This is a genomic window from Almyronema sp. (assembly GCF_052168255.1).
Taxonomy (GTDB): Bacteria; Cyanobacteriota; Cyanobacteriia; order Phormidesmidales; family Phormidesmidaceae; genus Sphaerothrix; species Sphaerothrix epifaneia.
In genome coordinates this window covers 1-13462 of the sequence record NZ_JBQLZL010000099.1, presented here as the reverse complement: position 1 = coordinate 13462, position 13462 = coordinate 1, and the positions used below count along the sequence as shown (strand labels likewise).

Here is a 13462-nt window from a genome sequence, read left to right as displayed (position 1 = left end):
GCGAGTAGCAATATACACGGATAAATTAGATAGCTAAAAAGCCCTATTCAATTTAGACGCGTAGTATCGCGCAGAGTATTTATACAAGCTTTACTCACCAGATGCATTTTTCACATGATGCAAACACACGGGTTTTCCTTTGTCGGTAGTATTGATTAAAGGATACTCACAACTCAGGCCAGTATGGACTCAACTGGGTTCAGATTGAACCTGCGTTAAAACGGACTTCAGTACTTTCATTTACCTAATCGTGGGTGTACTTTTTAGCCGTTATTTCTCTACTTTTGAGTTGTGGTATCTGAACATTATTCTTGATTAGGAAAGATCTATGACCGTATCGCCCTTGCAAAAAGCTCTTATTTCTTCTGTCTGCATTAGTAGTGCTTTGTTTACAGTGGCTACTGCGCCGCTAGCCCTGTTTCGCTCTCAACCGATCGAAGTGCAAATGCAAAATAAATCAGTTTTTGCTTCTGAAATTAGCGCTTTGGCGGGGCCTTATTTGGGCATCGCAGGGGTCTTTAGCGTTGCTTTAGGCACCAGCATTTTAGGGATTAGTGGCTGGCGCTCAGCCGCTAGCAAATCTGAAGCAGAAAAAGCTAAATCATCAGAGCTAGAACGCAATTTGTCAGCTTATCAAGCTGAGCTAGAACGCATTAAGTTCTCCGATGTCCGCTTAAAAGCCCAAAACCTCGAAGGCTTTCTAGAACCGCAAACAGCTATAACGGCGCATTCTGCTTCGGCTCCGGCGGCTGAAGCTGCTGCCGCCAAGTCTGCGGCTCCGGCCTTTTGGAATCAGGCTCAGACGTTTGCCTTCCAGCATGGCTTTTCAGCCAGCGAGAAAAAGCCTTTGTCTGCCATTCCGGCAGCGCCCAAAAGCGAGGCCAAAGCGCAGCCTAGCCCAACGGCCGAAGAAGAGTTTGAGCTGGTCATGCAGCGGCTACAGGAGTTGGCTATGCAGGTAATGACCAAGCAAGCCCCCTCTGCCGCCGAGAGTGAAGCGACGGTAGCCACAGCGCCAGAGCCATTACCTGCCGTTGCGTTTACTCACGGCCACCTGGGCAAGCAGTCGATCCATGCATCTCGCCACTTAGAACCCGTTGCTGACAATCAGTTTGATTTAGTCCTCTATCAACTGCACAACCTGGCAGCTCAAGTAGAAGACTTGCGGGCGGGTGGCTCTAGTCAAATGGTGGCTTAGCTCCTCAGGTCAACCGCATTCAACCCCTGTTTGTTGGCTCAAGCCTGCCTACTGGCTTAGCAAACGATCAATAGCAATGAGTCGCTATTCTCTTTGACTAAGCTACTACTGCAAGCTCGCATTTTTATTGCATCATATTGACGGCAGGCAGCGGCAAATTATCCTCTTCTGCAAAGGGCAGTTGCGACCCATCGTTAACATCATCAACTGTGGGATTGTAATTAGAGCGATTTTGCCACATTTCATCGGCTTTAGAGATAGCTGAGTCATCGGCTTGCAGATTAGCTGCTGAAGGTATTTCCCTTACAATTGAGCGACTAATTTGTAAATAAGGCTCTCCATCAAGGGTGTAACTCAATTGAGAACTGCCGCCGTTGATCACAGCATTGGCTAAAAGATCGCTAATGGCTGGAGAAAAACTGGTGGGTTCTAGCGTCACCATCAATAAGATAGCTGGATTGGGTGCTAGCTTTTCAAGTAACTGACTGTTATTAAGCTGCCAATTCTCGAAGTAAACACCGCTAGCATTGGCTTCATATAGATTAAGATCTGCCTGCCATTGCTCGTCTTTAATCGTCACAAACTGACGATCGAGAATAGCATAAGCAGGATTTTTACTGGAAGGATCACGGGACGGAGTATTATCTAAGACACGCACAGCAGAAACAGCCAATTGAGTTCCATCCGGCAGGGAGGCTATTCCCTCAAGGCTGATGTTTCCAGATTGCTGAGTCACTTTGACGTCGTTGATGATTAAATCAACCACAGCGATGGGGCTAGCGAAATGACTCCAGGTGCTTTGTAGACGGCTACAACCGGATGCAACCAGCATCAACAGCAGGAGCAGGATGGAAACAAAAAATTGACTCATAATCTTGCCTGAAAGTACTGTAGCCGGAACGAAGAAGAAAGAGTTTGGCACCCGTATATTGGAGATGACGCTTCGGTGGAAACCTATCGATAGTAGTCCAATGGTTGATCACTGAGTTGTCGGTGTCTGGATCAAAAGTAGCGCCCCCTTCTCATTTTGGAGAATCCAGCCTCTATGCCTTTTTTATACAAGTTTTATGCTAACGGCGAATTACCTGTGAGGTTTGTTTGCCTAGTGATATGGGTTGGCGGCTTTTTTAGCTATACCGGGGTGGCGCAGGCAACCCCGGAAGAATTATCTGGCGGCGGAGAGACGGCTGAGAATCTTGTCGCAGCGGGGTCTTCGCCCAACCTGCCGACCCGTGAAGTAGAGGCTGAGACTCGCTATCAAGTGGCTCAATTGCCCAGTTTTGCCCCTTATGGGGGCGGGGTTGCAAACAATGCTGCTGCACCGCCTGTCGGCTTCTTTCCGAATAGCTACAGCGCTCCGGCTGGCAGCCCTGTGCCTTGGAATACGGCTCAAGCGCTGCCCTTTACTCCCCCAGCGGGTATGGGATCTCCGCCTGGAGCGGCGGGGGCATGGGTGATGGTTTGGCTGCCCTACGGGATGCCAGCCGCCCCGATGGGCGGTAATGCCGGGTTGGGGGTTCCTACTAACGGGCCGCTGGTCTATTATCCGGCTTGGGTACCTCAAGCAGCGGTGCCTAATCCGGCTTTTGGCGCTATTCCCTATGGTGCTGCCGAGCCTGGGAATTGGCCACCGGGGACAGTGCCTGGAGGGAACGTAGGGGCTAACAGTGGCTATGGTTATGCTGGCTATGCCTATGGCATACCGGGGCAACCGTTCAACTCCGGTGCGCCGCCGCTCAACCCAGCGATCGCTCAGCCCTATGGTTCTCAGCCACAGCTTTATCCCGGTCAATATCCGCCTGCTCAAATTCCTCAAGGCTACTATCCGTCTCAAATTCCGGTAAATTCCGGTTTTGATCAACCCCTGGCAGTACCCGTAGCCCCCGGTAATCCCAATAGCATTCCAGCTTTACCCAGTCCGCCGCCTGTCGTTCCGCCCGGTTTGCCTGCTGGTTTTTATCCAGGGGTACCGTCCGGGGTTGCTCCCCTAGCGCCCGCTAATGCCCTTACCTATCCGGCGATACTACCCGCTGGGGCGGCTCCGGCGGCTCCGGGGATAGCCTCACCCCCCATCAGTGCCCCTGCTGTGGCGCAAAGTCCGGGGTTGACGCCCCCTCAAGCCGACCTCGATCGCCAACCTCTAAGCGATCCTAGCCTGACTTTGCAGGGGCTTTATGTTCTTCAAGGTGATCAGTCGTCGGCTAGGGCCAGGGTGAGTGGGGCGGCATTTTTGACGCCGACTGTGCTGGTAGGCGGGGCGTTAGATGTGGTGACGGGTGATGACTTGACCAATAATGATGGGGCACAGTTGACAGAGCTGTATTTGGCGGGTTCTTTACCGGGCGTGCCCGGTTTGCGATTGCGCTTTGGACAGCTAGATTTGACTTCGTATTTCGATCGCAATAGCTTTGCCAAAGACATTTCTAGAGACTTTTTTAATTCAACCTTTCAAACTAATCCGGCGCTGATTGCCGGGGCTAACGTCACCGCTTCTCGTCCGGCGGGGCTGGTGCAGTGGGCTGTCACTGACGACATTGCCGTAAATGCGGCTGTTTTTTCTTCTTCTGCCAACATTAATGATTTTGCCCTTGATGGGTTTGCAGGTGAGGTGGGTTTGCGTACGGGCAACTTGATTGTGCGCGGCACCTTTGTCAGCTCCAGAGATACTCAGTTTCAAGACACGGGCGATCGCTTAGAAGCTTACGGTGTCAACGCGGAGCTGTTTATTCCTGAACTCAATGCGGGGCTTTTTGGTCGTTATGGCCGCCTCGATAATGCCAGCAACAACTTTGAGGCAGATACCTATAGCTTTGGGTTTAACGTTTTGGATATTTTTGCCGATCGCGATCGCTTGGGCGTTGCCTACGGGCGCAATTTAGAAACCACGCCTGACGATGGTCGCACGCCCGACGTGCTGGAAGTTTTTTATGACTTTGAATTAATTCCTAATATTCGCGCTGGTTTTACGTTTCAACAGCGAGACTCGTTGAGTGAATCTTTTGCGGGTTTTCGGATCCGGGGCGATTTAGACCTGGCACCTAGCCTATCAATAGACTGAGGGGGCTAGCATGAAACAATTTTATCGCTTAAAGCTGGCTCAATTCCGGCAATGGGGGACTAAAGGATGGGTGATGGGGGGGGTGGCGATCGCCGTAGCGCAGATAATGCTGGCTGCGGTGCCTGCCCAAGCTCAAACTCGACCCGACAGCGCGGCTCAGGGGTATAGCCTCTTAGCCCAAGACCGGGTAGATGAAGCGATCGCCACTTTTGCCAATCTGTTACGCCAAAGCCCCAACAATTTAGAAGCGCTTTTAGGACTGGGAATTGCCTACCGTCGCGCTGGTCGAGATGCTGAAGCGCTGGCGACCTATCAGCAGATTTTGACGCTGGATCCAGACAATCAGCTAGCCCTAAACACGCTGGGGTATTTAGGCGAATTTCGAGCCGATTGGCAGCCCATTGGCATTCAGGCGCTCACGCGGCTGCTGCAAATTGATCCGGCTGCTTTAGAAGCCAGAGCGCAGCGCGCCAAACTTTACTACTACCAGGGATTGTTTTCTCAGTCGCTGGCCGACTATGCCCAAGTCATTCCACGGACGTCTGTGCCGAGCATTTTGCGCCCCGCCGCTGAAGCCTATACCTTTAGCGGCGATTATGTCACCGGGTTGAGATTGTTTGAGCGCTATCGAGCCACTGGTAGCCAAATTCAAGGTGATGCCGCGATCGCCTATGGGCAAGCCCTGCGCGATAGCGGCCAGATCGCCCAAGCTACCCAGGTGCTCGAACAAGCGTTGCGCCAAGCCCCCGCCTTTGATCTACAGCAGATTCGGCTGCGGGGTGCCCTCGCTGGCACCTATGCGGCCAGTCGTCAGTTTCAGCCTGCTTTGGCGCTGATACAGCCCTTGCAGGGACGAGCCGATTCTCGCTTGATTTTAGCGCGGGCGCTGACTGCCATTGGCGATTACAGCGGCCAAGAAAGCTACAACCAAGCGGCAGCCGCTCTTTACCGGGATGTCTTGACAACAGGCGGCTTGGACATCACCCCTGGCCTACAGCGAGAGGCCATTTCCGTTTTGAGCCGCTTGCCCGATCAGCAAGCCCTGGCGCTACAGCTCACCCAGCAGCTTAGCCAAAGCCTGCCTGAAGATCTGAGCTTGAGCTTGCAGCAACAAATTCTGGCCTATCAGTTGGGTAACTTGAGTCAGGCCAGTTTGGCACAGCAGGTTCGCAGCACCTTTCCCAACTTGCCCAACGATCCGGTGCAGGTGCGAAATATGGCTCGCAGCCTGAGCCGCCTAGATCCGCCGCTGGCTGATCTGCTGCCCCTGTACCAGAGTCTAGCGGCGGCTGAAACAACCGATTCCTTTTTGAATTTTCGCATCGCTCAAATTTATAGCCAGCAAGGGCAGTATGCCAACGCGCGGGCGGCTTTGGCGAGCTACGCAGCAACCCCTGCTGGTAGCCAAGACCCGGCCACGCCACAGCTTTTACTGGCCGAAGTTGAACGCCGCGAAGGTAATCTGGCTCAAAGTGCTCAACGCTACCAGGCGCTGCTAAATACTGCGCCAACGGGGCAAAATCGCAACGCTGCTGCCCAGGGGCTAGCGACGGTTTACCAAAGTCAAGGGCGATGGGGCGATGCGATCGCGCTGTATAACCAACTGATTGCCGAAAACCCGCAGGATTTTTCCTATCAGGTTGGCCGAGCCGTTGTGGCCTATCAGGGGGGGCTAATGAGTGAAGCGCAGGCAGAAGCCGTGCTGCAACAAGGACTCCAGCAAGCTGTCGGCAATCGCCCCTCGGCGGCGCTGGCAACGCTGGCTGCGGTGCTACCGCCTAGTGCGAGTCGGGCCAGTCTCTATCAGCAATTGCTGGCGGTGACGCCGAACAATACGGGCTTACAACTGCGATCGCTGCAGGTATTAGCAGCCACCTCTGCCAGACAAGCCCAAGCTCAAATTGCTCAGCTCATTGCTCAAAATCCTGGCGCTGTAGATTTGTATTTTATTCAGGGTGAAATTGCCCAGCAAACGGGCGACTATGACCTAGCCCGCCAAACTTACCTGGCTATTCGCCAGCAGCAGCCCAACAACCTGGATGCTTTGCTGGCTTTAGCGGGGCTAGCGTTTCAACAGGGTGACTATAGCGAAGCCGATCGCCTGTATCAGCAAGCCCTAGCGCTAGATGCTGAAAACAGCACTGCCCGCACCTCGCTAGCTGCCTTAAATGCCGTTCAAGGACAACCGCTGAGCGCTATTAGCCAACTGCGGGCTTGGCAACAAGCCCAGCAGGCGCAGGGCAGCTACAGTCCTCAGGTGGCTGAGCAGATTCAGCAAATTGGTGAAAGCTTATTACAGCAGCGGGGTATTCAACCTTATTGGGAGCGATTTTAGCCGATGCGTTTGAGCCAAATTTTGCTGCGTTTATCTTTTCTGCTGGCGAGTGGCGCGGTGCTAGTGGCTGGGCTGGGCTGTACGGAAGAACCCACCCCTTCGGCGTCTTCTGGCGCGTCGGCAGCCTCAACCCCTGTGGCTGAAACTTCTGATTTAGCCACCCTCGCCAGGGCTGAAACGGGGCTGCTGGCTGAAAGCTGGCAGGCTTATCGCCAGCGGTTTATTCAAGCTGACGGTCGGGTAATTGATTGGGAAAGCAACAACCGCACTGTTTCCGAAGGGCAAGCCTACGCCATGCTGCGGGCGGTTTTAATTGACGATCCGGCAACGTTTGAGCAAACGCTGCAGTGGGCAGAAAACAACCTGAGGCGATCGCCTTTGCCGAACGACGCCGATGGCACCGATCACCTGTGGGCTTGGAAATGGGGCGAGCGCCCGGATGGCAGTTGGGGCATTCAAGACGCCAACTTTGCCAGCGATGCGGATATTGATGCCATTACTGCCTTAATTCTGGCGGATAAACGCTGGCGTCGGCCTGAGTATTTAGATCTAGCCCGTAAAAAACTGGCGGACTTGTGGACTCAGTCTACGCTGACGCTGCCAGCGGTTGAGTCTACGGCTACCCTTCACTACCTGTTGCCGGGGCCGTTGGCGGCTTTTCAACCTCAACCGGGCAAAATCTATCTCAATCCTTCCTATTTTGCCCCTTATGCCTTTCGGCTGTTTGCCACAGTGGATGATCAGCCCCAGCATGACTGGATGGCGCTGGTAGACAGCAGCTACGCAATTTTGCATCAAACCAAAACCCTGTCGCCGCCGGGGTTGCCGCTGGACTGGGTGATGCTAGATCTAGCAAAGCAAACCATTGAGGTTGCGCCTGATTCAGCGCCGTTGCAAAGTCGCTATGGCTTTGATGCTTACCGGGTTTGGTGGCGGGTTGCTTGGGATGCGGCTATTTTCCAGGAAGCGCGCGCCCAGCAGTTTCTCAGCAGCCACCTGGCTTATCTACAAACGCTTTGGCAAAGCCAGGAGCAAATTCCGGCAGTGCTGAGTCCGGCGGGTCAGCCACTGGTTGATTATGAAGCCACGGCTCAGTACGCCATGCTTTATCCAGCTTGGCAAACGGTCGATCCAGCGATCGCTGAAGCCCTTTACCGCCGTAAACTGCTCACCAGCTACCAGCAAGGAATTTGGGACAGTCGCGATGTTTACTACGTCCAAAATCTGGCCTGGTTGGGGCTGTTTCCGCTGACTGAATTGCGGCAACTTTTCTAAACACAGCTTACTGTTTCACGACTTGCTAAACGGGTTAGTCCTATGATCGCTTGGCTCAAAAAAATCATCGCCAGTAGACAACACCAGCGGCTAAAAAGCCTGGGGCTGATGGGCTTGAGTCTGCTCTGCCTTGGCCTCGTTCTCACAACTCACCTTGCGGCTGGACAAGCCCAAAGCGAGGAAGCAATTGAGAATCAGGAAGATGCGGTCATTCAGCAGTATGCGCAACCTCAGCCGACGTCTCCTGCCCCGGTGGTGCGCCCGCCTCGTCCGGCACCGCGAGCGCCCGTGGTGCAACCCCGCCCCCAGCCCGCCGCCCCGCCTCGAACCCCCGCTGATGCTACCCCAACGCCCGCTCAGCCCACCCCAGCGCCAGCGGCTGACCCCGCTCCGCCTGCAACAGAGACGGCTGAACCACCTGCTACTAATGCTGCTCAGCCTGCCCTTAGCCAGTATGTTTTGCAGTTTAACCGTTCCCCTGTGGTGGGCAATGCCTTGCAAATGGAAGGCATCTTAGCCCAAGCTCGGCTGGGCTTTACCCGTCCCCGCCATTGGCAGGTAGACTCGGCCAAGGTGCAGATTCGCTTTCGCCATTCTCCGGCGCTTTATGCCGAGCGATCGAACCTGACGGTGCGGCTGAACAATATTCACCTGGGCAGTGTTCCGCTCAACCGGGCAGCCGATGAAATTGGCAATGTCTTGTTTGAGGTGCCGCCTGAGGTAATTCAGGACTACAACACGATCGTGATGCAGGTGCAGCAGCACACTTCTCCCGACTGTAGCGATCCAGCCGATCCCGCGCTGTGGACAGAAATTTTGCCCGACTCTCAAGTCATTATCAACTATCGGCCACAGGCGATCGCGCTAGATTTAGCCAACTATCCCTATCCCTTCTTAAATGATTTGGGCTTAGATGCCGATCGCCTCACCTACTTGCAGCCGCAAACCTCCGACGATGTTTGGATGACGGCGGCGGCTCGCTTTCAGGCGGCGGCGGCTCGCCTCACCAACTTTCGCTCGATTCAAACGCGCCTAGTGCAAAGCCTAGATGAGGTGAACGCTGGCGAATCGCTGGTGATTATTGGCACCCCAACTACTCAGCCGCTTTTGGCGAGTCTGGCTTTGCCCTTTGCCATCGAAAACAACCAACTGTTAGACGGCGGCGGCGCGGTGTTGCCTGATAACGTTGGTGTGGTTTTGCTGACGACGACAGCCGACAGCAGCCATCCTGTGCTGGTGGCGACAGGCAACGATGCTAGAGGTGTCTTAAAAGCGGTGCAGGCTTTGGTACAGCCCAGCGATCGCCAGTTGCTCACTGGCCAAGCTGCCATCATCAGCGAAGTCGCTGAGGTAGATTCTCCCGATCCGCGTGATTGGCCAGGTTATTTACCGCAGAACGTCAGCCGTTTTCGGCTTTCGGCGCTCAGCAAAGCAGATTCAACCCCCTTTGAAGATGTGACGGTCAACGGGTTGCCGATTCCGCCTGCTGTGCAAATTCCCTTTAAGGGACTTCCCAGTAATCAATTTCTCAAAGGCAGTACCTTTACGCTGCGCTATAGCTACAGCCCTAACGTCAATCCTGCCCGTTCTTCCGTGTCGATTCGGCTAGATGGTCAGGGGCTAGGAGGCGAACGCCTGCGCAATGTAAATGGCGGCAGCGACTCGATTACGGTGAACATTCCGCCGCAGTTGGTCACGCCTGCTTCTAACCTAGAAGTGCAGTTTTTTACCTATCCAAGAACCGCTTTAAGCTGTGGCGATATTCCCGATCAATCAATGTGGGCGACGGTGCATAGCGACAGCAGCTTTAAGCTCAACCGCACCAGTTTGGTGCAGCTTCCCGATCTTAACCTCTTGCAAACGGGCTACCCGCTCACAGCGCCGCAGGATCTGGCTGAAATGACTTTTGTTTTGCCAGAGCGACCCAACCCGGCAGAATTGCTGACCCTGTTGCAGGCTAGTAGTCGCTTTGGGCGGCTGAGCCAAGCAGACTCGGTAAAGTTGGGGGCTTATTCGGCTGTGAGTCTGCCGGAAGCCGCGCGGCAGCGTAGCAACCTAGTTGGTATTGGCAGCCGCGATCGCTTTCCGCTGCCACAGCTATTTGAGCAGCCCACTGGATTTGCCTTAGGTGAACAGTTTCTTCGCCGCCAAGCACGCAGCCAAGTCCAGGCGCTCCCAGATGAGGCGGGCGTCATTGCCGCAGCGATTTCGCCCTGGAACCCAGAGCGCATTTTACTGGGGCTAACGGGGCAAACGGAAGCGGGGCTAACCGATGTGCAGCAGGTTTTCTATCAAGACTTTCTGTTTTCGCGTCTAGCCGGAGACACGCTGTTGGTGCAGCGCACGGCTGAAGATTCTGCTGTTTTCGTCACCGACAACTTTCAGGTGACTACGCTACAGCAAAGCCAGCCCGTCACGATTGACCGCCGGGGCTTCTTAACCCGTGCGATCGCTTTGCTACAGCAAAACTGGTTTTTGATACCGGGTGGACTGGTGCTGATAGCGCTGCTGTTTTACGGGGTTTCGCAACTCTACTTAAATCGGTTTAGTCATTCGGGGGGAGCTTAATGTCTAACTCACCGACCCCAGTATCAGTGGGTTCTCAGTTTTGGATTGTGCGTTTAGTGAACGCCTTGCCCGATTGGTTAGAAGCGACGCTAGGCGGCAATGGTCGCTTTAATCTGGTGTGGCTGCTGCTGCTGGCGCTGGTACTGGCGATTCCGCTGGTGATTACGCCCCTTTCTTTACTGCAACAGGCTATTTTGGCGGTTATTTTAATCGGATCGGGCTGGTTTTTAGTCTGGCTGGAACAGCGCCAGCAAAATCCCCACATCAGCGAACGGTTGCACCTGCTTTTGGTCTGGTTGAGCATTCTAGTGACGCTGCGCTATCTGTATTACCGCACGTTTAATACGCTCAATTTAGACAACTGGCTCAATGCGGTATTTAGCCTTTTGCTATATGCTGCTGAGCTTTACGCCATCATGACGCTGCTGCTGGCCTACTTTCAAACCTTACACATTCGAGAGCGCACCCCGATTGACCTGACGACCCTGCCGCTGGCGCAGTGGCCCAAGGTAGATGTATACATTCCTACCTACAACGAGGATGTCGAAATTGTGCGTAAGACCGCGATCGCAGCTTTAGCGATTGATTATCCTAGCGATAAAAAGGAAGTATACATCTTAGACGATGGCCGCGCCGAGAAGTACAAACAGCGGCGAGAAGCGCTGCGGCAAATGTGTCAAGAGTTGGGCTGTCGCCTGATGACGCGTGACAACAACGATCACGCTAAAGCAGGCAATATTAACAACGCCATGCTGCGGACTGAAGGCGAGTTAATTTTAATTCTCGACTGTGACCATATCCCTAGCCGCTGTATCTTGCAGCATACGGTAGGGTTTTTGTTGAATCCGAATGTATCTCTGGTGCAGACACCTCACTGGTTTTACAATCCTGACCCGTTTGAGCGCAATTTGCTCACCCAAGGACAGGTTCCCGTTGGCAATGAACTGTTTTATAAGGTTTTGCAAAAAGGGAACGACTTTTGGAATGCGACGTTTTTCTGCGGCTCAGCCGCGATTATTCGCAAAAGTCATTTGCTAGAGGTTGGCGGAATTGCGGTAGAAACCGTGACGGAAGACTGCCATACGGCTTTGCGGCTGCATGAATTGGGCTATGAAACCGTCTATTACGACAAAATTATGGTGGCGGGTTTAGCGCCAGAAAAATTTTCTTCCTATATTGGTCAGCAGGTGCGATGGGCAAGAGGTATGGCTCAAATTTTGCGGCTAGAATGGCCGCTATTCAACAGCAAGCTGACGATTCCACAACGGATTTGCTATACCTCAGCCACGACTCATTTCTTTTTTGGTTTTCCGCGATTGATGTATGCGATCGCGCCGATGGCCTTTTTGCTCTTTGGCATTAACTCTGTGCGCGGCTTGGGGGTAGAAACGCTCACCTACGCCTTGCCATCGATTGTTTTGGCGCTGAATGCTAACTACGTAGTTTATAAAGAAGTCCGCTTTTCGTTTTGGAACGAAATTTTTGAATACGCGCTGGCTTTTCAAGACGGCTTAGTCACCTTTATGGCTTTGCTTAATCCCCGTTTGGGTTCGTTCAACGTTACCGAAAAGGGGTTGCAGGTGACGCGCCGTTCTTTTGACTGGTCTTCGGTTAATTTGTTGCTGTTGGTTTGTTTTTTCAGCTTGTTTTCGCTGCTGACGGTGCCCTACTGGATCATTAGCGGTCTGCAAGATTCCGACGCCGTCATTATTAATGCTGCCTGGTGCCTGGTGAATACGGGGCTGCTGCTGGCGGCTATTGTCGTAGCCCTAGAGCAACCCCAACTGCGCCAAGCCCATCGCTTAGCGCGGCAACTGACCACTATTTTGCATTCTGGCAACGAAACTTTTACAGGCACAACGCTAGATATTAGTGAATCGGGCGCTCGGGTTGTCCTCAGCAGTTGGCCCAATTTAGCCGATCGCGTTGAGGTCGAAATTCATGGCGACACGGTAACACGGGTGTTTTTAAGCGGTCGCATTACCCGCGTCGTCCCCCGTAGCGACAACGAGGTGGTCATTGCTATCACGTTTGAAAATATGACGCCGCAGCAGCAAGACGATCTGGTTTTGGTGCTCTATTCAGACGTGAATCAGTGGTATTCGCAAAAGCGAGCCAATATCGATAAGCCTTTTGCCTCGATCGTGTTTTTGCTCACCAGTCTGATGCGAGCCTTTCGCGATCCGCAGCCGATTGAACCGATGCAAATTCGCAAGCGAGTACGAGCCAGCGCCGAGATCTATACTCAGGGGCATTATCTCTCTGCGATCGCCCGCGAGATTAGCAGCCGTACGTTACAACTGGTGCTGCCCAATGACTATTCAGCCATTATCCATCCTGAAATTTTAGGCAAAGGGCAACCAGTGGGTTTGCTCATCAGCAGCGAATACACCACCGAAGCCACCCGGCTGATTGCTCAGGTCGATGAAATCAACCGCACTGCCGAAGCGATTGTCTTAGAACTTTCTTTCCCTAAGGTTTTAGACGTGCGCCAGGGCGAACGGATCAACCATCTGATGCGGGCTTTGCCCGGTTAAAGCCATTGGCGGCAACCGCTGAAATCGCCAGTTTCCCTGAATTGCTGCTTGGTGGCGGCGGCTTAAGCAACCCGTCGCCCCTGGCAGACGACAGCCGTTAGCCGGGGTACCCCGCCATCGGCGTGTAGCGTAATTAGATCGGCGCGTTTACCCACTTCAAGACTGCCGCGATCGCCGTCTAAGCCAATGGCCTTAGCTGGATTTAAGCTGAATAAACCCATGACTTCATACAGCGGCTTTTGCTGCTTTTGAGCAATCAAAAACATCGCCTGCACCAGGCTTTGCGGTACATAGTCAGACGAGATGATATCTACCAGGTGATGCTCGACCAGCGCCATTGCCGACACATTGCCAGAGTGAGACTGGCCCAAAATTAGATTTGGTGCGCCCATCAATACCTGCAACCCGTGGCTGTGGGCTGCTTTGGCTGCTTCTAGCGTGGTGGGAAATTCAGCAATCTCAGCCCCATCTTGCAGCGATTCTTGCACATG

8 protein-coding genes are annotated in these 13462 nt (G+C 53.5%); 6 read left to right on the top strand and 2 right to left on the bottom strand.

Going from position 1 to position 13462, the window contains the following annotated elements; translation table 11 throughout:
- The first annotated feature begins 328 nt into the window (after positions 1 to 328).
- A complete protein-coding gene (locus ACTS3T_RS20510; protein WP_462935508.1) occupies positions 329 to 1198 on the top strand; it encodes a hypothetical protein in 870 nt (289 codons plus the stop codon).
- 124 nt (positions 1199 to 1322) lie between these two features.
- On the opposite strand, the gene ACTS3T_RS20505 is transcribed toward ACTS3T_RS20510, so the two are convergent.
- Positions 1323 to 2120 carry a hypothetical protein gene (locus ACTS3T_RS20505; protein WP_462935507.1) on the bottom strand — a complete coding sequence of 266 codons (798 nt, stop codon included), beginning with the start codon at positions 2118 to 2120 and terminating at the stop codon, positions 1323 to 1325.
- A 123-nt stretch (positions 2121 to 2243) separates the two neighbouring features.
- Here ACTS3T_RS20505 and ACTS3T_RS20500 point away from each other — a divergent pair, with 123 nt between their 5' ends.
- From ACTS3T_RS20500 to bcsA, 5 genes are read left to right on the top strand one after another with little or no spacing between them, the layout of a single operon-like run.
- Positions 2244 to 4256: a carbohydrate porin gene (locus tag ACTS3T_RS20500; protein ID WP_462935506.1), complete on the top strand. Its 2013-nt coding sequence runs from the start codon at positions 2244 to 2246 to the stop codon at positions 4254 to 4256.
- 10 nt (positions 4257 to 4266) lie between these two features.
- On the top strand, positions 4267 to 6591 hold the full coding sequence (locus ACTS3T_RS20495; RefSeq protein WP_462935505.1) for a tetratricopeptide repeat protein: 2325 nt from the start codon (positions 4267 to 4269) through the stop codon (positions 6589 to 6591).
- A gap of 3 nt (positions 6592 to 6594) precedes the next feature.
- Positions 6595 to 7866 (top strand): glycosyl hydrolase family 8, encoded by a 1272-nt coding sequence (locus ACTS3T_RS20490; RefSeq protein ID WP_462935504.1) that lies wholly within the window; start codon positions 6595 to 6597, stop codon positions 7864 to 7866.
- A 42-nt stretch (positions 7867 to 7908) separates the two neighbouring features.
- Complete coding sequence (locus ACTS3T_RS20485; RefSeq protein WP_462935503.1) at positions 7909 to 10434, top strand: cellulose biosynthesis cyclic di-GMP-binding regulatory protein BcsB; 2526 nt, start codon at positions 7909 to 7911, stop codon at positions 10432 to 10434.
- Positions 10434 to 12971 (top strand): UDP-forming cellulose synthase catalytic subunit, encoded by a 2538-nt coding sequence (gene bcsA, locus ACTS3T_RS20480; RefSeq protein ID WP_462935502.1) that lies wholly within the window; start codon positions 10434 to 10436, stop codon positions 12969 to 12971. Before ACTS3T_RS20485 ends, bcsA begins: the two co-directional genes overlap by 1 nt.
- A 62-nt stretch (positions 12972 to 13033) precedes the next feature.
- Here the strand turns inward: bcsA and ACTS3T_RS20475 are convergent.
- A partial coding sequence (locus tag ACTS3T_RS20475; RefSeq protein ID WP_462935501.1) for an amidohydrolase family protein occupies positions 13034 to 13462 on the bottom strand: 429 nt, incomplete at its 5' end.

Excerpts from the sequence above, each read along its gene's own strand:
- bcsA (WP_462935502.1), top strand. The coding sequence starts at position 10,434 with ATGTCTAACTCACCGACCCCAGTATCAGTGGGTTCTCAGTTTTGGATT.
- ACTS3T_RS20485 (WP_462935503.1), top strand. The coding sequence starts at position 7,909 with ATGATCGCTTGGCTCAAAAAAATCATCGCCAGTAGACAACACCAGCGG.
- ACTS3T_RS20510 (WP_462935508.1), top strand. The coding sequence starts at position 329 with ATGACCGTATCGCCCTTGCAAAAAGCTCTTATTTCTTCTGTCTGCATT.
- ACTS3T_RS20490 (WP_462935504.1), top strand. The coding sequence starts at position 6,595 with ATGCGTTTGAGCCAAATTTTGCTGCGTTTATCTTTTCTGCTGGCGAGT.
- ACTS3T_RS20500 (WP_462935506.1), top strand. The coding sequence starts at position 2,244 with ATGCCTTTTTTATACAAGTTTTATGCTAACGGCGAATTACCTGTGAGG.
- ACTS3T_RS20495 (WP_462935505.1), top strand. The coding sequence starts at position 4,267 with ATGAAACAATTTTATCGCTTAAAGCTGGCTCAATTCCGGCAATGGGGG.